The organism is Ponticaulis profundi (genome assembly GCF_042659465.1).
Taxonomy (GTDB): domain Bacteria; phylum Pseudomonadota; class Alphaproteobacteria; order Caulobacterales; family Hyphomonadaceae; genus Ponticaulis; species Ponticaulis profundi.
The window spans coordinates 184,395-204,608 of sequence record NZ_JBHSSW010000005.1; the positions used below are offsets into that span (position 1 = coordinate 184,395).

Here is a 20,214-nt window from a genome sequence, read left to right on the forward strand (position 1 = left end):
TGGCTGAAGCATCTGACCGAGCTTGGCCCGGAAGGCAATCGCCGCGCCCGTCAGCTGGTTGAGGAGTGGGTGGACGAATTCGGCAAATGGAATGGCTTTGTCTGGCGTCTGCCTGTCACGGTCGACCGGATCTGGAACTGGCTCTGCTGCGGGCCGATCCTGTTCGACAATCTGGCGCCAGATAGTGATGTCCTCCAATGTCTGGTCAGACAGGCCCGGCACATCACCCATTCTGCTGACGAATACAAAGAACCTGCCGTCAAGCTTCGCGCTGTGATGACGCAGATCCTGATGGCCTTCGCGCTGGATGAGGCCCCCAAAAAGCTGCCCATGCTCGAGGGCATGCTGGAATTCATGCTGAATGACCATGTGCTGGCGGATGGCGGCCATGTCAGCCGCAATCCAGAAGCCTTGCTTGAGCTTCTTTTGGATATCCAGACGATTGACGAGCTCTATCTGCGCACGGGGCGACCGTCCCTGCCCTTTATCTCACGGCTGGTGCCACGGATTGCGGGCATGCTGCGCTTTCTGCAAACCGGTGATGGCGGACTGCCGGTCATGAATGGGGGCAGTGAAGGCAATCGGGCCGATCTTTACAACGCGCTTCAACCCTATGCCGCGAGCCGCACGTTCGCCTTCGCCACCAAGTCTGCCATTCACAAGCTGGAAGCCGGAGACAGCCGCCTGATGCTGGACGCCGGTCATGCGCCAGCTCCGGATCACGCGCTGGAAGCGCATGCCGGATGCCTGAGTTTCGAGTTTGAGTCTGGCCGTGAACGCATCATCACAGGATGCGGCTCTCACCCGGATATTGATCCGGTGTGGCGATCGGCGACGCGCCGCACCGATGGCCACAGCACGCTGGTGCTGGCCGGAGCCAACGCATCTGAATTCATTCCCTACCGCCCCTATGGCGTGGAAGTGCCCATGGGGCCAACCGGCGTTTCCGCTCGGCGCATGGAAGAACAGGAAGAAGTGCTGCTGGACGCCCAGCATGCTGGCTGGAAAGACAGTTACGGACTGATCTATCGTCGCCGCGTCTTCATGGACCAGGATGGACACCGGCTAACCGGGGAAGACAGTCTGTTCAGGCCCGTGTCTGCCGGCCTTTCAGAACAAACAGATCCCATCGCATTCGATGTACGCTTTCACCTTCATCCCGATGTGAAGATCGAGCCGGACGAAGACAAATTGCAACTCGTCCTGCCGAGCGGTCAGGTCTGGCTCTTCAAAACAACCCATGAGCCGAAGGCCATAGAGCGCACGGTCTATCTGGCACGTGGCAATGTCGAAAACAGCTGGCAACTCGTGCTCAGTGCAGACGCTGACCCGAATGGTGACGGCAAGTCAGGATCGAACCTGATCAAATGGGCGCTCGTCAAAGCGGATTGATCGCGTTGATCATGGAGTGACCGGTCCTTCTCTCAAACTGCCAAATGCGTTTTGAACACGCTAAAATCGCGATTACACTCCTCCTGTAAGGAGATGGCCTGATGGAGATGGCCTGATGAAAATATTTCGTTCTACATGGACTTTTGTTCTGGCAGCCGCACTGATCGCGGCTTCAGGTGGAATGGCTTCGGCGCAGGATACGTCCAAATTCAAGGCAAAAGACCAGTCTGAACTGGTCACGCCTGAAACTTCCAACATGAAGCCAGGCACATCACGTGTGATCACCAGCCATGAAAGCAAGCTGGTAAAGACTGACAAAGGTCCAGCGCTATCCGAGACGGAAACGTCACTGACCCGTCCGGATCAATCGACGCTCACACCAACAAAAGAGAGCCGGATCAAAGTCGAGGGCGGCACAATTGAGTTCAACGATCAGAGCCGTTTCAAAACGCCTGGAGAAACGTCTGCCCCCGTTTTCTCAGACCAGAGCGCACGAGTTGACACGAACAACAGCAATATCTCCGTTTCCAGCGGTCCTCTGGAAACATCAGATAGCTCCGAAATGCAAACCACAGAAGACAGCAAGATGCGCGCGAAAGACAAATAGTCGTCAATCCAGCCGTAAGTATGTCAGCCGACCCGCCACGACGTGTAAGTCGCCTCTCGATCAGTCGTAGAACTCTTTTGACAGACACGCGCGTCTGCACTGGAAATCTGGCGGAAAAGCGCTTAAGCAGCGGCCAAACCTTCCCGCCAGACGAAAGCCTTCCTCGCCATGACCAATCTTCCCATCAAGCGCGCACTGATTTCTGTTTCCGACAAAACCGGTCTGATCGACCGCGCGAAAAAGCTCAGCGAGCTGGGTGTGGAGCTTCTGTCTACTGGCGGCACGAAAAAGGCGATCGCAGATGCGGGCATTCCGGTCAAAGACGTCTCCGAAGTCACGAACTTTCCTGAAATGATGGACGGCCGCGTAAAGACGCTGCACCCGGTCGTTCATGGCGGGCTCCTGCACCTTCGTGACAATGATACCCATGTCGCACAGGCCAAAGAGCACGGCATTGAAGCCATCGATCTGCTTTATGTGAACCTCTATCCGTTCGAAGAAACCGTCGCCAAAGGCGCTGACTTCCACACATGCATCGAGAATATCGACATTGGCGGCCCGGCTATGCTGCGCGCAGCAGCGAAAAACTATGCTTTCGTTTCTGTCTGCACAGATGGCGACGACGTCGACGCGGTCATCGCGGACATGGAAGCCAATAATGGTGCAACAACGCTGGCGACCCGCAAGAAGCTCTGCGCGAAGACCTATGCACGCACTGGCGCTTATGATGCGGCGATCTCTAACTGGTATTTTGAACAGCTGGGCGAAGAAAGCCCGGAATGGCGCGCCTTTGGTGGCAAGCGCCTCTCTGTCATGCGCTATGGCGAAAACCCGCACCAGTCTGCCGCCTTCTACAAGACACCTGAGATCCGTACCGGCGTTGCAACGGCTGAACTGATCCAGGGCAAGGCACTCTCTTACAACAATATCAATGACACGGACGCAGCCTTTGAACTCGTGTCAGAGTTCCCTGCAGATGACAAAGCAGCTGTTGCCATCATCAAACACGCCAACCCTTGCGGTGTTGCGCTTGGTGACACTCCGCTGGATGCGTATCTCAAGGCTTATGACTGCGACCGCACGTCTGCCTTCGGTGGCATTGTTGCCCTGAACCGCCCTCTGACCGGCGAGACCGCTTCGAAAATCACTGAGATCTTTACAGAGGTCGTCATTGCACCAGGCGCAGACGACGAAGCCCGTGAAATCTTCAAAAAGAAGAAAAACCTTCGCCTTCTATTGACGGACGGTCTGGCAGACCCACGTGCGCCAGGCGTCTTCATGAAAGCGGTCGCTGGCGGCCTGCTGGTTCAGGATCAGGACCGCGGCTTTGTGGCGCGCGAAGACATGAAAGTCGTTACGAAGAAACAGCCGACCGAAGCGGAATGGGCGGATCTGTTCTTTGCATGGCGTGTCGCAAAACACGTTAAATCCAACACAATCGTCTACGCAAAAGACGGCTCTACAGCGGGCGTTGGCGCAGGTCAGATGAACCGATTGGACTCAGCGCGCATCGCGACGCGTAAAGCTGAAGATGCCGCGGAAATCGCTGGCTGGTCCGTGCCGCGTACAAAAGGCTGTGTGGCCGCCTCTGACGCCTTCTTCCCATTCCCGGACGGTCTGCTGCAAACAGCAGAAGCAGGCGCCACTTGCGTGATCCAGCCGGGCGGCTCGATCAAGGACCAGGACGTCATCGACGCAGCTGATGAAGCTGGCCTGGCAATGGTCTTCACCGGCATGCGCCACTTCCGTCACTAAGCCGACATCCGAAACAAGACTGGCCAGCACCCGATGCAAGGGTGCTGGCCGAAGCATTCAGATCGGCTACCTTGAAGTATTCGCCGCGCGGCTCACTGGTCGCTGGTCGACCAGTTTGCCAATCCGACTGTTCCAACTCCCCCTGACATGATTGATGCCCCTCAGTGCGCATTGGGACGGCGCGCCAATATTCGACATTAAACATTTGAGTAGGCACAAATTTTTTCTGCTTTCGGAAAACTTTTGTCACGGTTCTGCGTTCTAAGGCTAACCGGATCGCAGAGAGGGGACAGGTATCACATGAGCAAGACCGAACTTCCCCCGATTTGCGGCCTGTGGGGCGGCGTTTATCGTTATGACTTCGACGACCTCAACGTCCCGTTTTCGGCCTGGATCAATTCACAGGCAGAGGCACTCGTTGGAACGACGCTCGAACCCAATACATTCGCACCGCCTCAGTTCGAGGAGTTATCTGCTGAGATTGCCGGTCAGGTGATCGGTCGACAGGTGATTTTATACAAACGCTACGATCCAAGCTGCGGCGCCCATCCTGAAACCGTCAGCTATTTTGGCAAGATTGACGATGACGGCCAGTCCATTGAAGGTTCTTGGCGCATGTCCAGCCGGGACGACATTGTCGAAGGCTGGTTCCGCATGTGGCGCGTTCAGACTTCTGCCAATGCCAGAAAACTCAACACGGCAATCGTAAAGCTATCGCGCTGACAGTCCGCCTGCGCCAGACGCTTCAGCCTGTTCTGAAGCATCAACCTGCTTCTGCTCAAGATTACATTTCCTTCAGTCAATGAGGCTGGCCTCTTGCTGCTTTTTGCTGGTATGCCTCTGATGAGTTCAAATTTTTGGCGCGTCAGATGGGTGGTCGCTGGCGCGTGATCTGCAAACAGATGCCGTTCGTGGCGATAAGGATGGGAAGTGCTGATGTTGAGTTCTTTGGGAGGCTGGTTACGTGATCGCCAGCTTTTGATCGCGACGGTTTCATCTGTGGGCCTGGCAGCCTGCAGCGGTTCTTCCGATGGAGATGGCGGCCCGGCAGAGCTCGAACTTCCTGGCGTGCCTCAGAACATCGTCGTCAGCGAAGAAGACGCACGTCTTATCTTCAGCTTCGATGAACCTGCCACGGGTGGCCCGGCCTATCGCTACACCGTGACATGCGAACCTCAGGACGAGGAACTCGACACGGTCTCTCGTTATAGCGGCGTCAGCCCGGTCACGCTCAGTGGCATGACAAACGAGATGGAATATTCCTGTACGCTCGTCGCGTCGAACACTGCCGGTGAAGGTCCGGAGACCGTGCTTCTGGCAACGCCAACATCCGGCTTCTACGACACAGATTGTTCCAATCAGACAACAACAGGTGACCGCCTCACTTGTCTCAGCAGTAATTTTCTGTCTGGCCTGTCCACAACGCAGCGCAGCAACACGCTGCTCGAGCTAAGCGAAACCAATGCCGTTCAGGTCTGGTCTGACCTGCGCGCCGGCGCTTACGCCCGCGTTGGCATGAGCTTCGCCGCCATGACGGAAGACCAGGCCGACGATGCCCTCCTCCTGATTCAGGAAGCGCTGTCAGAGGCCGGTAGCGACACGCTGATCGGAATTTTTGCCGCTGATGACTTCCTGTCCGAAACGCTGAACGGCTATGGCTCAGACCTCTATTATTTCTCTTTCCTCGGCACACCGTCGACGAGCGAGCCATGGATTCTGGCTTTCACTGGCCACCATTATTCTGCACTGATCAGCGTCGATGGTGATTATGTCAGCATGACGCCGCACTTCGTTGCGTCGGAGCCGCTTACCTTCACACTCGAGGATGTTGATTTCGCGCCAATGGAGAGCCGCCATACGGCGCTCACCGACATGCTGGCCAGCCTGACCGCCGACCAGCTCAACACGGCTAATCTCGGCGAGACGTTTGACGATATTCTGGGTGGGCCGCGCGATGACTATCCCTACCCGGACCCAAAAGAAGGCGTTTCGGTTGGCGAACTGTCGGCAGCGCAACGTGAACTCGTTGCAGACGCTATTGCCGCGTTCTCGAATGATCAGACCGATATGGAGCTGACAGCGGTCTACACAACCGAAGAGGCACTGGATGAAACCTATATCGCCTGGTCCACTGATGAGGAGCTGACCGAAGAAGGCGGCTATGTCCGCATTGACGGCCCGCAGGTCTGGATCGAATTGGCCGTTGTCGATGGTGAAGCAACCAGCGACGCGCACTATCACACCATCTGGCGTGACCGTGCGCTCGATTATGGTGGTAATTTCGATCTTTCAGACGAATAGACAGACAAGGCGGGCCTCTGGGCCCGCCTTTTTTATGGCTACCACCAGCTGATCAGGCGTCTTTCGCCGTCGACCGAAATACCCTTCATCCGCGCCTGACCATCCCTGGAAACCGCAAGCAGCACGCGGACATCCTTGCGGTCTGCAATGGCTTGCTCAATTGCCAGCGCATCATGTTGATTGGCATAGAAACGGTCAATGTTCAGACTGGACTGCGCTGTATACCTGCCAGAGGCTGCGGCACGCAGACTAAGCACACCTTTGATGGCAACCCGGTCCGGCTCTGAGCTAAGCTCTGGCTTTTCTGGCAGGATGGTCTCAATGTCCCAGATATCGCCCTCACGCGCCATCACGATCCAGCCATCGACTGTCACATAAGTCCGGTCTGCATCGAGATTGAAATCAGACCTGATCTGTTCAGCTGCTTTCCGGGTGATCTCCCCGCCAGGGTTCGGACGAAGCCGAACATAATTGCCAAGCAGGATCGCTCTTGGGTCGTAACCAGCTGCCGGGACGGCGATCTCCTTTCCGGATGACAGCGCATGCATATGCAGCCCGACAGCGATCAGCAATCCCAAAAGCAACAATCCGCAGAGTGCCGGAAGCGCATAAAGGGGAGAAAAAATTCGTTTCGACATCTCAGGCCTCCTTGCCGCGGTCTGACATCTTCATCACCACAACCACCACCAGCGTGGCCACTGACGTCAGCCCAAGAATGCCCCCGGCGAGCGCCAGCTCCATACCCAGATCAATAAAGATGACGCTGATGGCCGAAAACAGAGACACAATCGCACCTGCGCTGACCCAACCCAGCTGATTTTTGGCTCCGAGCCAGAGCAAAAAGAATGATGCACCAAGCCAGATGAACCGATGCAGGACATCGCCCTCAGGCGACATGGGGAGCCCGAGGAGCGCAACGCCGAGCAGCGCCGCCCAACAGCCATAACCGGCTAATGTTCGCGCGCCCCAACTGACCTGCTCGGTTCGCACGATTGCACCAACGCAGAGCGCACACCAGAGCGCTGAGAAAAGCCCCAGGGCGATCAGTCCGAGCACGCGATAATCGTCGCTCGCTCCGCCCAGAGGCTCCATGAAACCAGGACCATGCCCGGTCAGCAGACTGGAGAGCTCCAACAGGTGAAATAGCGACAGGGCGATGCTCGAAAGCAAAACGCCATGCCAGATGACAGCCGATTGCAAGCGATACATATTGAAGGCTGCAAGTCCGACAATCAGATGGATTCCCCAGAAGCCAGGCACCATCCATCCAAAATTCTCACCATCGAGCCCGTTCACAATCCAGAGCCCAGCAAAGATCAACGCCGCAAAACTGGACGCTGATGACCGACCGGCAAGACCGATCAAGGCAGCAGCAAATCCCGACATAAGCAAAGCGCCGGTTGGTTCGCCCGGCAGATTGTAGGCCTGTCCAACCAGGGCAATGCTAGCCGAAAAGATCAGCGCCGCCAGAAGGCTAAGACCATTGGAAATCATTTGGTGACGGGCATAGGTGACGGCCGCCCCCAAACCTGCAGAGATGAAAAGACCGGAAAGCAGCAAGAGCTTTAATCCGCGTGCCATGGCCTCCCAGTTATCGGCGATCAACGCAATAACAGAGAGTCCCGCCAGCAGGGTGGCGGCCATGGCAAGCCAGACACGGCCAGTCGTGGTATTCGCCTCTGGCAGCGTCGCAAGTATGGCCGAACGGTTCTGACTTTCGACCAGACCTGCGCTGATCCAGTCATCGAGCTGTTGCTCGACACGTTTCCTGTAAGCGGAGCTTTTCATATGCACCTCCCTCATATTGTGAGCAAATACTCACAATATGTGACCGATTTAGGGCAGACGCGAAATCCATCTCAACGTGCAGATCAGGCGAAGAACGGAAACTTCGGTGCTTTCAGCTTTGCCTTGAACTTCTCAAAGGACATGACGTCGTCGATCCGACGGGACAGAAATGCCTTCCACTCAGCATCATCATTGGCGCTTTGCCGCCAGACTGCGAGTGTCGACGTCAACACGGCAGAGAGAGTCGTGCGCTTGCTCATATAGGTGAAGCCTGTGTCCTCATCTCCAATACCGGTCCAGATCGTATCAGCGGTCCCCCATATGAGCTCCGTCGTCGGCAACCGACCAAACAGGCGCGCACTGCACCAGTCTATGGCTTTGACAGAGGCACCATGATGCTCACCCAGAAGCTCGAACCAGGTCTCAACCCCCAGCGTAACCTTGTCCCGGATGCGCAGGCTTCCCATATCTGTGTTGGACAGTTTGTCCCTGAGCCGTTCATCTATCTCTCTGAAATAGAGGGGCACGAGACTGTCGATTCCACTCGGCAAGGCTTGTGAGACGTCGTCGGCCTGAACATCTGCGAGTTGCGCGGCCTTTTGAAGAGTCATGGCATTCCACCCCTCTTCACCCGCAATTTTTAGCATTTCGGGCAGAATTTTTTGAACAAGTGCGGCAGTTGGAGCATCTTCAGGTGTAGGCATCTGCGTTCCCTTGTGATATGAGCGCGGCTTCGGATTTAGATAGTGCCCCAAAAAGGTACTTAAAGACAGGCCAGGCCGTTAAAGGCCGCCAACAGAAACTGAATGGAGAGAGTCCCATCGTACAGATCGTTGTGCGCGACAATAATGTCGACCAAGCCCTGAAAGCTCTGAAGAAAAAAATGCAACGCGAAGGTCTCTTCCGTGAGATGAAGCGTCGCAACCATTTCGAAAAGCCTTCCGAGAAAAAAGCTCGCGAGCGCGCAGAAGCAGTTCGCCGCGCCCGTAAACTGGCACGCAAGCGTGCTCAGCGCGAAGGTCTCGTCGGCCGCTAAACCCGCGAGAATTCAGTTTCTAAAAAGCCCCTCCGCCAGGCGCGCGAGGGGTTTTTGTGTTGGCTGAATCAAGAAAGGCGCCTGATCGGCGCCTTTTTCTTTAGAGGAAAGCTCAGGCTTTCGTCATTTCCACAAAGACATCTTCCAGATCCGGGTCTTCGGTTTCCAGATCCTCAATTGAGATATTGGCTTCACGTACGGTCTCGATGAGACGGCCAATACCTGTCTCGGATGAGCGGAAGGTGATGGCGAGCGCGCCATCAGGACGGATACTGGCATCCACACCGGAAAGTGCCGGTGGAACGACCTGCAGCGGGTCTTTCGGATAAATGATCAGTGAGCGATGATCGAGACGCTTGAGCAGCTGCGGTGTCGGCTCTGACGCGATCACCTCGCCATGATTGATGATGGCAATCTCATCACAAAGCTCTTCAGCTTCCTCGAGATAGTGCGTCGTCAGGATAATTGTCGTCCCCGCCTTGTTGAGTTCGCCGACATATTCCCAGAGAGAACGGCGCAATTCCACATCCACGCCCGCGGTTGGCTCATCCAGAATGACAACCGGCGGCGCATGCACCATCGCCTTGGCGACCATCAGGCGGCGCTTCATGCCGCCAGACAACTGACGCACATAGGCGTCTTTCTTATCGAGCAGGCCGACGGCATCCAGGATCTGTTCGGTGCGACGCTGACTTTTCGGTACGCCGTAAAAGCCCGCCTGCAACTCCATCGCCTCCATCGGCGTGAAGAACGGGTCCATATTGATCTCTTGCGGCACCACACCAATGGCAGAGCGCGCCTCACGCGGGCGCGCGTCAATGTCCATGCCCCAGATGCTGGCCGAACCGCCTGTTTTGGTCACAAGACCGGAAAGAATATTGATGAATGTGGATTTCCCGGCGCCGTTCGGGCCGAGCAGGCCAAAGATGGATCCGGCAGGAATTTGCAGATCAATCCCTTTTAGCGCCTGTTTTGCAGGCAGTTTTCCCGACGCTTTGTATGTTTTTTCCAGCTGTTTGGCTTCAATGGCGAATTTTGGCTTGTTCATCACACCGGACATGGCAATGCTTTCGAGATTGACGCAGGGAGGGCGCTGCACATACCTAGTGTGCATTGTGCCATTCCGCAAACATGAAAGACCGGGGTTGTTCTATGTCAACCGAGATTGAATTCGAAACCGCACCAGAAATCCTTGTCGTGACCGACCATAAGGTCGCCTGTGATGGCGGCGGCGGCGCGCTTGGGCACCCGATGGTCTGGTATGAAATGGGAGATGACGACTACATTTCCTGCAAATACTGTGACCGCGTATTCGTTCTCAAAGACAGCGAGCACGACCCAAGCCGTCAGAGCTAAGGGGTTATATGGGGGAGGAAAAAAAGATTTCGTCGCGCGCCATCGGACTGGTTCTTGGTCCGGTGCTCGCGCTGGCACTTATTTTCATCGGCACGCCTGACGGGCTGTCCGATGAAGCATGGCGCGTGGCTGCGCTTCTGGTTCTGATGGCCGTTTGGTGGGGCACCGAAGCCATTCCCATTCCGGCCACCTCCCTTCTCCCCCTTGTCTTCATTCCCCTCATCGGCGCGGGCACAACCCGCGAAGCAGCAGTCGGCTATGCCAGCCCGACCGTGCTCCTTCTGCTCGGCGGCTTCGTCGTGGCAATGGGCGTTGAGCGCTGGAACCTCCATTCGCGGATCGCTCTGAACATCGTTGTGCGCGCAGGCGACCATATGCGGCTCATCATTGCCGGCTTCATGATCGCCACAGCCGTTATTTCTGCCTGGATTTCCAATACGGCGACCACCATCATGATGGTCCCAATCGCCATTTCGGTCGCCACAGAGACAGGTGAACGCTCCGGTCGTTTCGAAAAGGCGCTCCTGTTGGGCATCGCCTATTCGGCCAGTATTGGCGGCGCGATGACGCCGATTGGCACCCCCACAAACCTGATTGCCATTGACTGGCTGCGCGTGAACACAGGCGAAGACATTGGCTTTTTGCAATGGATGTTTTTCGGCGTGCCGGCAGCCCTGCTTCTGGTGCCCCTGGCCTGGTTCGTGCTGACCCGCGGCCTGCCGCTGCATTACAGCGATCAACGCGGCAATGGTGAGGGCGGCGCGCAAGCCGAGATCAAGGATCACCTCAATGCCCTCGGGCGTATTTCAACGCCTGAAGCGCGCGTTGCCATGGTATTTGGCCTGATTGCCTTTCTCTGGGTGTTTCGCCTGCCGATCCAGAACAATCTGGCCGGGATACCAGGGCTTGGCTGGGTCACTTACATGAATGATATGGGCATTGCCGCCTTTGGCGCGGTGCTGATGTTTCTTGTTCCGTCCGGCGGCGAGGAAAAACGCGCACTGCTCACATGGGATGAAGCCGAGAAGCTCCCATGGGGCGTGCTTCTCCTGTTTGGCGGCGGCATTTCGCTTGGCAATGCGGTCAAAAGCACGGGCCTGTCGGAATGGCTGGGCGGCATGCTGGCTGGCCTTCAAGGCGCGCCAACCATTGTCATCATTCTGGTCGTCGTAGCGCTGGTCGTTTATCTGACAGAAGTGACCAGTAATGTCGCCACGATGACAACGCTTGCGCCCGTGCTCGGCGCGTTTGCCATTGGAGTTGGCGCACCGCCAGAAGCCTTCCTTGGCCCGGCGGCTGTGGCTGCGTCCTGCGCCTTTATGCTGCCGGTTGCGACTGCGCCAAATGCCATCGTCTACGGGTCCAAACACATCTATATGAAAGACATGATTCAGGCAGGCTTCTGGATCAATCTGGGCGCGGTCGTGATCATCACTCTGATCGGCACATATCTCGCACCCATGGTACTCTGATCACTATTTCAGAACACCTGATTTCGCCATGACGAGCGAATAGAGGAACTGCATCAGCAGAATGGTGAAAATCACACCACTGAAAATATAGTTGCCCATGCTCGCGCCGGGCATCGGATAGAGAAAAATCGAATAGACCGCTCCGGCGATGAAGCCGAGTAGAGATAGCGCCAGCACCGGCACGGCAAATTTGCTGCGAAACAGAATGAGCAAAGAGCCCAGAACAGCCGTCCAGATTGCGACGCTCCAGCTGATCACATACCAGGTCGGCATGGCGTAGAAATAGGCAAGCTGCTCCTCAGAAAAGGCCGACATATAAGCCTCGTTCTGAGTCTGCGTCATCACATAATCAAAGGCGCCAAAGCTGTTCCAGAGCAGCGTCAGAATACCGACAACCCAGATATGCCAAGGTGTTTTACGTGTTGTGGACATGCGATCCTCCCCCCAGAAGAAACACGTTTATACCATGAGAGACCGAACCTGACCACTTACCCGTGTGAGGCGGCTTTGCATACGCCGTCGTTTCCCCTCTGGACGCCAGAGCGATAGCCGTTAAGTCTCTCTCCTGATCACAGGAATCACGCCCATGACCCAAGACACCGCCCCGATTACCGAAGACAGCCATCTCTACCTGATCGATGCCAGCGGCTATATCTTTCGCGCCTTTCATGCGCTGCCACCGCTGACACGTCCTTCAGATGGCCTGCCGGTCGGCGCGGTTCAGGGTTTTTGCAACATGCTGTGGAAGCTGCTCGAAGAGCTAAAGGGCGATGATCGTCCGACGCACTTCGCCTGCATCTTCGACAAGGGCAGCTACACCTTCCGGAACGATCTCTACCCTGATTACAAAGCGCAACGGCCGCCGCCGCCCGAAGATCTGGTTCCGCAATTTCCGCTGATCCGTCAGGCTGCAATTGCCTTTGGAACGCCAGCTCTGGAAATGGAAGGCTATGAAGCGGACGATCTGATCGCAACCTATGCCCGTCAGGCCGAGGAAAAAGGCGCACGCGTCACCATCGTCTCCTCTGACAAGGATCTGATGCAGCTTGTTTCCGACAAGATCACCCTGCTTGATACGATGAAAAACAAACGGCTCTCCTTTGAGGAGGTCGAAGCCAAATTCGGCGTTGGTCCGGACAAGGTGATTGATGTCCAGTCGCTCGCGGGTGACAGCGTGGATAACGTTCCGGGCGCGCCGGGCATCGGCGTGAAGACAGCGGCGACGCTGATCAATGAATATGGCGATGTGCTGAGCCTTCTGGAACGCGCCGAGGAGATCAAACAGCCCAAACGACGCCAGACGCTGATCGACCATGCCGATCAGATCCGGGTTTCCCGCGATCTCGTCACACTGAAATGCGACGTGCCGATCGAAGCGCCGCTTGAAACACTGAAAGTGCGCGACCCCGACCCCGCAACGCTGATCGAGTTTCTCGAAGGCATGGAGTTTCGCACCATCACGCGGCGCGTCCGCGAAACCTTTGAAGCCGAAGGCGACCTGCCTGATCCGGTCGAGTCGGAAGGTGTCGACCATGATCAGTATGAAACGGTCACAACAGAAGCGCAGCTTGCTGAATGGATTTCGCGCATCCGAAAAACCGGTTATGTCGCGGTCGATACAGAAACCGATGCACTCGATGCGGTATCTTCAAATCTGGTCGGCATTTCGCTCTCAACCAATGTAAATGAGGCCTGCTACATCCCGGTCGGGCATGTTTCCGTGTCTGAAGGTGAGCTGAACCTCTCAAATGATGAAAAGCCCGAACAATTAGGGCTCGATAAAGTCATCACAGCCCTGAAGCCTGTGCTGGAAGACGCAGAAATCCTGAAGATCGGCCAGAATTTCAAATATGATCTGGCTGTCTTTTCGCGCTATGGCATAACCGTCGCGCCTTATGATGACACCATGCTATTGTCCTTCTGCCTGCACGCAGGAATGCATGGGCATGGCATGGACGAATTGTCAGAACGCTTCCTCAGCCATACGCCCATTGCGTTCAAGGAAGTGTGCGGCACTGGCAAAAGTCAGATCAGCTTTGACCGTGTCGAACTGGACAAGGCAACGCGCTATGCGGCCGAAGATGCGGATGTCACGCTGCGCCTGTGGAAGCTGTTCAAGCCATTGCTGGCCAAACAGAAAGTCACCCGCGTTTATGAGCGCATCGAACGCGCCCTTCCCGCCGTCATCTCCAGAATGGAGCTGGAAGGCGTAAAAGTTGATCGCGACGCCCTCTCACGCATGTCGTCTGACTTCTCTCAGCGCATGGCTGGTTATGAGGCTGAAGCGCACGAACTCGCTGGCAAGGACTTCAATCTCGGCAGCCCGAAACAGCTCGGCGAAATTCTCTTTGGTGACATGGGCCTGCCTGGCGGGAAGAAAACCAAGACGGGGGCCTGGTCGACCGATGCCAGCGCATTGGAAGAGCTCGCTGCCGCGGGGCACGACCTGCCACGCACGATCATCAACTGGCGTACGCTCTCCAAGCTGAAAAGCACCTATGCAGATGCGCTTCAGGAGGCGATCAACAAGAAGACGGGCCGCGTTCACACGTCCTATTCTCTATCCGCAGCACAAACCGGGCGCTTGTCCTCAACCGACCCGAACCTGCAGAATATTCCGATCCGCACGGAAGAAGGCCGCAAAATCCGAAACGCCTTTATTGCCGAACCCGGCAATGTGCTCGTCTCTGCAGACTATTCCCAGATCGAGCTGCGCCTGCTCGCACATATCGCCGACATTGATGCCCTCAAGAACGCATTCCGTGACGGACTCGACATTCACGCGATGACGGCAAGCGAAATGTTCGGCATGCCAATCGAAGGCATGGACCCGATGGTGCGCCGCCAGGCTAAGGCGATCAATTTCGGCATTATTTATGGAATATCCGCATACGGACTGTCCAATCAGCTCGGCATTCCACAAGGTGAAGCACGCGACTATATCAAAGCGTATTTCGAGAAATTCCCGGGCATCCGCAAATACATGGACGACACCAAGGAGTTTGCGAAAGAGCACGCTTTCGTTCAGACGATCTACGGCCGCAAATGCTGGGTGCAAGGCATCAAGGCGAAGAATGCAGCGCAACGCAGTTTCGCCGAACGCCAGGCGATCAATGCTCCGATCCAGGGGTCTGCCGCTGACATCATCAAGCGCGCAATGATCAACATGCCGGGCGCACTCGAAGAGGCCGGGCTTAAGGGACGCATGCTGCTGCAGGTGCATGACGAATTGATCTTCGAATGCCCGGAAGCCGAAGCTGACACCCTGATTTCGACAGTTCGCCGTGTTATGGAGAAAGCGACCGAACCTGCCTTGCAACTTTCTGTCCCGCTCGTCGTTGACGCACGAGCTGCAGATAACTGGGCTGACGCGCACTAAAAAACCTAGCTTGTGACTTGGTTATTTTCAGCTAACCTAGCGTGGGAGGCGCGCTCAGGCGGACTTTGCGTGTTTGCGCCTCAATGGGATGGGATGGAAAATGGTGTTCTCCAGAGCCGGTGCGCCGGATGCGTGGCTTAAGGCAATTATCCAGTCATCGAATGATGCGATTATCAGCAAGACTTTAGACGGCATCATCACCAGCTGGAATCCGGCGGCTCAGCGCATTTTCGGTTATACCGAAGAGGAAATGGTCGGCACGTCCATTCGTAAGCTCGTTCCTGAACGGCTCCAGCACGAAGAGGACGAAATCCTCGCGGCGATCCATCGCAATGAGCAGGTCCCGCATTTTGAAACCTTCCGGCTGCACAAATCGGGCCGGGAAGTGCCGATCACCGTCACGATCTCACCCATTCGCGACGACACCGGCGCCGTCATCGGCGCATCAAAAATCGCACGCGACAGCACACCGGATATTGAAGCTCGTCGACGCATTCTGGAAAGCGAAACACGCTTCCAGACCCTAGCCGACAATATTTCCCAGCTCGCCTGGATGGCCGACGAAACCGGCTGGATCTTCTGGTATAACAAGCGGTGGTTCGACTATACCGGCACCACGCTGGAAGACATGGAAGGCTGGGGCTGGAAAAAGGTCCACCATCCTGACTTCGTCGACGACGTCGCCGAGCGTATCCAGCATAGCTGGGACACAGGCGAAGACTGGGAAGACACCTTCCCGCTGCGCGGAAAGGATGGCGAGTTTCGCTGGTTCCTGTCACGCGCGCATCCGATCCGCGACAAGAATGGCCGTATTCTGCGCTGGTTCGGCACCAATACCGACATCACAGAAGAAAAAGAGCGTCAGGAGCAGATCAAATTTCTGATGCATGAGGTCAATCACCGCTCCAAGAACATGCTGGCCCTGGTTCAGGGCATTGCGCGTCAGACCAGCAAGGGCGGCAATGAAGCCTTTTTAAAAGCATTCAGCAGCCGCATCCGCTCACTCTCCGCCAGTCAGGGCCTGCTGTTGGAAGAGGGCTGGAAAGGCGCCAGTATTCGCTCGCTCATTCGCTCTCAGCTTGGCCATCTGGAAGACCTGATGGATGAGCGTATCCACATTGATGGCAAGTCAGTGAATATCGACGCGGCCAGTGCGCAAACCCTTGGCATGGTGCTCCATGAGCTTTCCACCAACGCCGGAAAATATGGCGCGCTTTCGAATGACAGCGGCGAAGTTCACATCAAATGGGAACTGGTACCTTCAGGCAGTGAGAAAGGCGATCAGCTGTCCTTGTCCTGGACGGAATCCGGCGGGCCGCCTGTTACCCCACCTGACCATAAGGGGTTTGGTACGGTGGTGATCGAACGCATGTGCCGGTCGGCATTCGGCGGCGACGTGATCCTCGATTATCGCCCCGAGGGCCTGCATTGGTCGCTTCTGGGCGCACCGGGAAAAGGGCTCGCGCCGGACCCATCTGAAGCGGACAACCTGCTTCAGCTCTGATCGTTGAAGAGACTCATTTTTGGGAACCCGGCACCTGCCAGATCGTTCTGATTGCGTGACTGCATTTAGGAAGGAATGGCGATGACAACGATTTATGAGACGCTGAAACAGGATCATGACAAACACCGCGAGCTTCTGAAAAAACTGAGCGAAACGTCAGGCGACACTGAAGAGCGCCGCTCGCTCTGGAAACAGTTTTTCTACGACGTCGGTGGTCATGCGGCAGCCGAAGAAGAAACCTTTTATGGTCCGATGATCGAGACCGAAAGCGGACAGCCACACGCCCGTCACTCAGTCGCCGAGCACCATGAACTCGATGAGCTCATGCAGGAGCTCGACGAAATGGATATGAGCTCACCAGGCTGGCTGACACGCTTCAAAAAGCTGCGCCATGACTATGAGCACCACATTGATGAGGAAGAGCAGGACATCTTCCCATGTGCGAAAGAGTCCATTGGCGAAGACAAGAACGGCAAGATCGCAGCTGAGTTCAAAAAGCGTAAAGCGAAAGAGCGCGAACTGGTCGACGAAAAAGCCGAAGCAGCACTCGAAGAATAATAAGGCAGAACGCCATTCGAAAAGCCGGGAAGAGACCGTACATCTCTTCCCGGCTTTTTGTTATTTCAGCGTTGCCAGATAGGCCGCTATCGCTTCGATTTCATCTTCCTTGGTCAACTTGAAGCTCATCAGACCGCGCGCTTTCGCATCGCCTGTTTCCGCCCGCAGGAAGGTTGTCGGATCCTGGACATATTCCTTGATCTTGTCTTCGGTCCAGACAAAGCCGCCTTCACCCAAGGATTTCATCGATTTACTGTAACGTGGGAAGTCGTCTTTCGACCCGGCCTCGCGGCCAATGATTCCGAACAGATTCGGCCCGGTCAGATTGCGACCACCATCATCGAATGTGTGGCAGCTGCTGCATTTGCGCGCGACCTTCTCACCATCGATGTCAGCCATGGCTGGCGTCGCAACCGCGCTGAGCCCCAGGGCGAGCACAAGGGTTTGAAGTGTTTTCATTTGAACAGTCCTCTTAAGCATGCGTGCGCCAGAACCCACCCACGCATTTTAGGACCTGCTAAAACAAATGCTTCGGACTGAACATGAGACAAATTACCCCCAGTATTCTTGTGGGTTACTCTGGGTAAGCGTCAGGCCGCCTGATGGTGTCCCGACCTGAAATGACGTGACTGCTCTATCATCAGCCCACGCGTGACCGGCCCGGGCAGCACCTGCATCAGGGCTGCGATCATTTTGTTCACGCTGCCCGGTACGACGACCGGCCGATTGGCCTCCACGGCATGAAAGCCCGCCTCGACAACATCCTCGACAGGCTGCCACATGAAATTCGGCACACGGCTCACCTGCTCCGCCATATGATTGGCCGCGTGAAATTCGGTGTGTGTGAGCCCCGGACAAAGCGCAGTGATGTGAACACCGCTGTCGCGCATTTCGGAATTGAGCGATTCGGAGAGCCGCATCAGGGCCGCCTTCACAGGCGCATAAAGCGTATGCCCTTTCGATCCCGGCACAAAAGACACGAGCGATGCAACATTGATCACCCGGCCATAGCCACGATCGCGCATACCGCCCAAAAGATTGTGACAGAGCTCGGTCGGCACCGTCAGCATAACCTGCAGAAAGTCCTTATGGTCGTCCCACGTCCAGTCCATGAAATTGCCCGGAAGGGTGTACCCGGCATTGTTGACCAGCACGTCCACATGCCGTCCATCATCGCCAATCCGTTTGAGAATGCGCGACACAGACGATGACCGTGTCAGGTCAACCGGCATCACGCCGACTTTCACGTCATAGGTAATCTCAAGTTCGCTCGCGAGCTTTTCAAGACGATCCTGACGACGCGCCGTCAGCATCAGATCATGGCCGCGCGCAGCATACAGGCGGGCAAATTCAGATCCGATACCCGCTGACGCACCGGTGATGAGTGCCAGTTTTCTCATGATCGACCTCGCTTCTCACGCCGAGGCTAGGCGTGAAAAGCGAAGAGAATGTGGCAAAGCGGACAGCTTTTCGTTTCAATTTCGCCTAACGGATTGCCACCGGATTAATCATGGCCTGGACGGTGCCCTGCAGACGCGGAACACCCAGCGAAAAGAAAAATTCCGTCACGCCATCACTGGCCAGTTCATCGGTGACCATATTCTCCAGAATATAGATACCATGCTTGGCGAGCAGGGTCTGGTGCACTTCATATGGACGGGTCTCGTCCTCAAACGGAATGACTTCCAGTGCGATGGAGTCAGCACCAATCGCGACGACGCCCAGACTGGCGAGATACTCAGCGCCTTCGACACCAAGGCCCGGTTCGGCAGGATTGAAAGGCTGTCCTTCGCTGGCAGCCATTTTGCCCGTGTGGAAAATGACAACATCGCCTGGTTCGATTGTCAGCCCTGCAGCGCCAAGTGCCTCATCAATCTCCGCGCGGTTGAACGCTGTACCATCCGGTAACGGGCTTTCACCGAACACCTTAGTCATGTCGAGCAGAATGCCGCGTGTCGCAATCGGTGGAATATCCTGAGTGCCGAACTGCGTTAGGCCCGCTGTTGTGACGAAATCGCTGACATGCACGCCGTTATAGTAGCGGTGATCAATGCCCATATGACCAAGCCCGTCAATCTGACTGCCAATGCCGACATAGGTGCGCACAATGTCATCATTTCCGGTCGCCTTATTGGCGCCAAGCGCTGCGCCTGATCCATCGGAGGGCTGCAGAACGACCACATCATAGGAGCGCGGCGGGTAAGCCGCCGATTCCCGTCCCGTCACCTGCGCCAGCGCATAGGTCTTGCCGGTGGTAATCAGCTTAGAGGCCGCCAGTGTTTTCTCCGGTGTCAGAATGTTCACCGCACCGAGACGGTCATCCTCGCCCCATCTGGATTGCGTCCAGTCGGTCGCTTCGCTCGTCGCCTCTGCGGGTGTCTCAACTGCGGGCGCTTCGGCCTCCTGTGCATGAGCCAGCCCAAACAGGCTCGCCGCCGCACATGTGAGCAACAAATGTCTCATCTTTAAATCCTCCCTGACGTCTAGTGTTTTGCGCAGCTAACCGCGTTCTTTCGCAAAAGACCAGCCTCACGTTGAAGACAATGCAAACCACCCTCTTGCTGAAAGACATGGGCAGTGCCATTTCTGCGTCATGGCAGGCGATCTCTATCATAACCGCGTACTGGAACTGGCCGCTGATATCCCGAATATCGGTCATCTCGATGCGCCGGATGGCAAGGCTCACAAGGTAAGCCGTGTCTGTGGGTCTGAAATCGAAGTTGAGGTCAATCTGTCCGAAGATGGCCAGCAGATCACCGAAATTGCCGTGCAATCACGTGCCTGCGCGCTGGGCGCCGCCGCACTTAGCATTCTGGCCCGCGAAGGCGTTGGCGCAGAGGTTTCGGACGTTATCGAAGCGCGTGACCAGTTGAAGGCCATGCTGAAAACCGGCGGCACTCCGCCTTCCGGTCGTTTCTGGGAATTGCGCCATCTCGAAGGTGTCGCCGACTATCCGCAACGCCACATGTCGACCATGCTCGCTTTTGAAGCCGGCGTCGCAGCGATTGAAGACGCAATCGCCAAACGCGATACCCCCAGCGCAGAGCCCGCTCAAGCGGATTGATC

The 20,214-nt window shown here is 56.2% G+C and carries 20 protein-coding genes; 12 read left to right on the forward strand and 8 right to left on the reverse strand.

What is annotated here, in order from left to right:
- Positions 1-558: 558 nt before the first annotated feature.
- The 5 genes from ACFQDM_RS05965 (at position 559) to ACFQDM_RS05985 (ending at position 6,055) form a co-directional block, all read left to right on the forward strand.
- The gene (locus tag ACFQDM_RS05965) at positions 559-1,392 is read left to right on the forward strand and encodes a heparinase II/III domain-containing protein (RefSeq protein ID WP_377377111.1); all 834 of its coding nucleotides are present in this window, start codon (positions 559-561) and stop codon (positions 1,390-1,392) included.
- Between the two features lie 115 nt (positions 1,393-1,507).
- The gene (locus ACFQDM_RS05970; RefSeq protein ID WP_377376772.1) at positions 1,508-1,999 is read left to right on the forward strand and encodes a hypothetical protein; all 492 of its coding nucleotides are present in this window, start codon (positions 1,508-1,510) and stop codon (positions 1,997-1,999) included.
- Between the two features lie 168 nt (positions 2,000-2,167).
- Positions 2,168-3,754 carry a bifunctional phosphoribosylaminoimidazolecarboxamide formyltransferase/IMP cyclohydrolase gene (gene purH, locus ACFQDM_RS05975; protein WP_377376775.1) on the forward strand — a complete coding sequence of 529 codons (1,587 nt, stop codon included), beginning with the start codon at positions 2,168-2,170 and terminating at the stop codon, positions 3,752-3,754.
- Between the two features lie 300 nt (positions 3,755-4,054).
- Positions 4,055-4,477: a hypothetical protein gene (locus ACFQDM_RS05980; protein WP_377376778.1), complete on the forward strand. Its 423-nt coding sequence runs from the start codon at positions 4,055-4,057 to the stop codon at positions 4,475-4,477.
- 213 nt (positions 4,478-4,690) lie between these two features.
- On the forward strand, positions 4,691-6,055 hold the full coding sequence (locus tag ACFQDM_RS05985; protein WP_377376780.1) for a DUF3500 domain-containing protein: 1,365 nt from the start codon (positions 4,691-4,693) through the stop codon (positions 6,053-6,055).
- A 38-nt stretch (positions 6,056-6,093) separates the two neighbouring features.
- Here ACFQDM_RS05985 and ACFQDM_RS05990 read toward each other — a convergent pair whose 3' ends face one another.
- The 3 genes from ACFQDM_RS05990 to ACFQDM_RS06000 all read right to left on the reverse strand — a co-directional run bounded on the left by ACFQDM_RS05990 (position 6,094) and on the right by ACFQDM_RS06000 (position 8,547).
- Positions 6,094-6,693 (reverse strand): GDYXXLXY domain-containing protein, encoded by a 600-nt coding sequence (locus ACFQDM_RS05990; protein ID WP_377376783.1) that lies wholly within the window; start codon positions 6,691-6,693, stop codon positions 6,094-6,096.
- Position 6,694: 1 nt separating this feature from the next.
- Entirely contained in the window at positions 6,695-7,843 is a 1,149-nt protein-coding gene (locus tag ACFQDM_RS05995) for a DUF2157 domain-containing protein (protein WP_377376785.1), read from the reverse strand.
- 83 nt (positions 7,844-7,926) lie between these two features.
- Positions 7,927-8,547 carry a COQ9 family protein gene (locus tag ACFQDM_RS06000; protein ID WP_377376788.1) on the reverse strand — a complete coding sequence of 207 codons (621 nt, stop codon included), beginning with the start codon at positions 8,545-8,547 and terminating at the stop codon, positions 7,927-7,929.
- Between the two features lie 98 nt (positions 8,548-8,645).
- Here ACFQDM_RS06000 and rpsU point away from each other — a divergent pair, with 98 nt between their 5' ends.
- Complete coding sequence (gene rpsU / locus ACFQDM_RS06005) at positions 8,646-8,879, forward strand: 30S ribosomal protein S21 (protein WP_377377112.1); 234 nt, start codon at positions 8,646-8,648, stop codon at positions 8,877-8,879.
- Positions 8,880-8,991: 112 nt separating this feature from the next.
- Here the strand turns inward: rpsU and ACFQDM_RS06010 are convergent, their stop codons facing one another.
- The gene (locus tag ACFQDM_RS06010; RefSeq protein ID WP_377377115.1) at positions 8,992-9,927 is read right to left on the reverse strand and encodes an ABC transporter ATP-binding protein; all 936 of its coding nucleotides are present in this window, start codon (positions 9,925-9,927) and stop codon (positions 8,992-8,994) included.
- A 104-nt stretch (positions 9,928-10,031) separates the two neighbouring features.
- Here ACFQDM_RS06010 and ACFQDM_RS06015 point away from each other — a divergent pair, with 104 nt between their 5' ends.
- Both ACFQDM_RS06015 and ACFQDM_RS06020 read left to right on the forward strand, forming a co-directional pair.
- Positions 10,032-10,235: a zinc-finger domain-containing protein gene (locus ACFQDM_RS06015; protein ID WP_377376791.1), complete on the forward strand. Its 204-nt coding sequence runs from the start codon at positions 10,032-10,034 to the stop codon at positions 10,233-10,235.
- An 8-nt stretch (positions 10,236-10,243) separates the two neighbouring features.
- Positions 10,244-11,707, forward strand: coding sequence for an SLC13 family permease (locus ACFQDM_RS06020; protein ID WP_377376793.1), 1,464 nt, complete (start codon positions 10,244-10,246; stop codon positions 11,705-11,707).
- A 3-nt stretch (positions 11,708-11,710) separates the two neighbouring features.
- Here ACFQDM_RS06020 and ACFQDM_RS06025 read toward each other — a convergent pair whose 3' ends face one another.
- Entirely contained in the window at positions 11,711-12,139 is a 429-nt protein-coding gene (locus ACFQDM_RS06025) for a hypothetical protein (protein ID WP_377376796.1), read from the reverse strand.
- Between the two features lie 154 nt (positions 12,140-12,293).
- On the opposite strand from ACFQDM_RS06025, the gene polA reads away from it, so the two are divergent.
- The 3 genes from polA to ACFQDM_RS06040 all read left to right on the forward strand — a co-directional run bounded on the left by polA (position 12,294) and on the right by ACFQDM_RS06040 (position 17,148).
- Positions 12,294-15,086 (forward strand): DNA polymerase I, encoded by a 2,793-nt coding sequence (gene polA / locus ACFQDM_RS06030; RefSeq protein ID WP_377376799.1) that lies wholly within the window; start codon positions 12,294-12,296, stop codon positions 15,084-15,086.
- Positions 15,087-15,186: 100 nt separating this feature from the next.
- Complete coding sequence (locus tag ACFQDM_RS06035; protein WP_377376800.1) at positions 15,187-16,590, forward strand: sensor histidine kinase; 1,404 nt, start codon at positions 15,187-15,189, stop codon at positions 16,588-16,590.
- 81 nt (positions 16,591-16,671) lie between these two features.
- Entirely contained in the window at positions 16,672-17,148 is a 477-nt protein-coding gene (locus ACFQDM_RS06040) for a hemerythrin domain-containing protein (RefSeq protein WP_377376803.1), read from the forward strand.
- A 60-nt stretch (positions 17,149-17,208) separates the two neighbouring features.
- Here ACFQDM_RS06040 and ACFQDM_RS06045 read toward each other — a convergent pair whose 3' ends face one another.
- The 3 genes from ACFQDM_RS06045 to ACFQDM_RS06055 form a co-directional block, all read right to left on the reverse strand.
- Complete coding sequence (locus ACFQDM_RS06045) at positions 17,209-17,607, reverse strand: c-type cytochrome (protein ID WP_377376806.1); 399 nt, start codon at positions 17,605-17,607, stop codon at positions 17,209-17,211.
- A 131-nt stretch (positions 17,608-17,738) separates the two neighbouring features.
- The gene (locus ACFQDM_RS06050) at positions 17,739-18,548 is read right to left on the reverse strand and encodes an SDR family NAD(P)-dependent oxidoreductase (protein ID WP_377376809.1); all 810 of its coding nucleotides are present in this window, start codon (positions 18,546-18,548) and stop codon (positions 17,739-17,741) included.
- Between the two features lie 85 nt (positions 18,549-18,633).
- Positions 18,634-19,611, reverse strand: a complete 978-nt coding sequence (locus ACFQDM_RS06055) for a cyclase family protein (RefSeq protein WP_377376812.1) — start codon at positions 19,609-19,611, stop codon at positions 18,634-18,636.
- 130 nt (positions 19,612-19,741) lie between these two features.
- Here ACFQDM_RS06055 and ACFQDM_RS06060 point away from each other — a divergent pair, with 130 nt between their 5' ends.
- A complete protein-coding gene (locus tag ACFQDM_RS06060; RefSeq protein ID WP_377376814.1) occupies positions 19,742-20,212 on the forward strand; it encodes an iron-sulfur cluster assembly scaffold protein in 471 nt (156 codons plus the stop codon).
- Positions 20,213-20,214 lie beyond the last annotated feature (2 nt).

Coding starts and splice junctions, on each gene's coding strand:
- ACFQDM_RS06040 (WP_377376803.1), top strand. CDS start 16,672: ATGACAACGATTTATGAGACGCTGAAACAGGATCATGACAAACACCGC.
- ACFQDM_RS06010 (WP_377377115.1), bottom strand. CDS start 9,927: ATGAACAAGCCAAAATTCGCCATTGAAGCCAAACAGCTGGAAAAAACA.
- ACFQDM_RS06055 (WP_377376812.1), bottom strand. CDS start 19,611: ATGAGACATTTGTTGCTCACATGTGCGGCGGCGAGCCTGTTTGGGCTG.
- polA (WP_377376799.1), top strand. CDS start 12,294: ATGACCCAAGACACCGCCCCGATTACCGAAGACAGCCATCTCTACCTG.
- ACFQDM_RS05985 (WP_377376780.1), top strand. CDS start 4,691: ATGTTGAGTTCTTTGGGAGGCTGGTTACGTGATCGCCAGCTTTTGATC.
- ACFQDM_RS06020 (WP_377376793.1), top strand. CDS start 10,244: ATGGGGGAGGAAAAAAAGATTTCGTCGCGCGCCATCGGACTGGTTCTT.
- ACFQDM_RS06045 (WP_377376806.1), bottom strand. CDS start 17,607: ATGAAAACACTTCAAACCCTTGTGCTCGCCCTGGGGCTCAGCGCGGTT.
- ACFQDM_RS06000 (WP_377376788.1), bottom strand. CDS start 8,547: ATGCCTACACCTGAAGATGCTCCAACTGCCGCACTTGTTCAAAAAATT.
- ACFQDM_RS06015 (WP_377376791.1), top strand. CDS start 10,032: ATGTCAACCGAGATTGAATTCGAAACCGCACCAGAAATCCTTGTCGTG.
- purH (WP_377376775.1), top strand. CDS start 2,168: ATGACCAATCTTCCCATCAAGCGCGCACTGATTTCTGTTTCCGACAAA.
- ACFQDM_RS06035 (WP_377376800.1), top strand. CDS start 15,187: ATGGTGTTCTCCAGAGCCGGTGCGCCGGATGCGTGGCTTAAGGCAATT.
- ACFQDM_RS06025 (WP_377376796.1), bottom strand. CDS start 12,139: ATGTCCACAACACGTAAAACACCTTGGCATATCTGGGTTGTCGGTATT.
- ACFQDM_RS06060 (WP_377376814.1), top strand. CDS start 19,742: ATGGCAGGCGATCTCTATCATAACCGCGTACTGGAACTGGCCGCTGAT.
- ACFQDM_RS05980 (WP_377376778.1), top strand. CDS start 4,055: ATGAGCAAGACCGAACTTCCCCCGATTTGCGGCCTGTGGGGCGGCGTT.
- ACFQDM_RS05970 (WP_377376772.1), top strand. CDS start 1,508: ATGAAAATATTTCGTTCTACATGGACTTTTGTTCTGGCAGCCGCACTG.
- ACFQDM_RS06050 (WP_377376809.1), bottom strand. CDS start 18,548: ATGAGAAAACTGGCACTCATCACCGGTGCGTCAGCGGGTATCGGATCT.
- ACFQDM_RS05990 (WP_377376783.1), bottom strand. CDS start 6,693: ATGTCGAAACGAATTTTTTCTCCCCTTTATGCGCTTCCGGCACTCTGC.
- ACFQDM_RS05965 (WP_377377111.1), top strand. CDS start 559: ATGAATGGGGGCAGTGAAGGCAATCGGGCCGATCTTTACAACGCGCTT.
- ACFQDM_RS05995 (WP_377376785.1), bottom strand. CDS start 7,843: ATGAAAAGCTCCGCTTACAGGAAACGTGTCGAGCAACAGCTCGATGAC.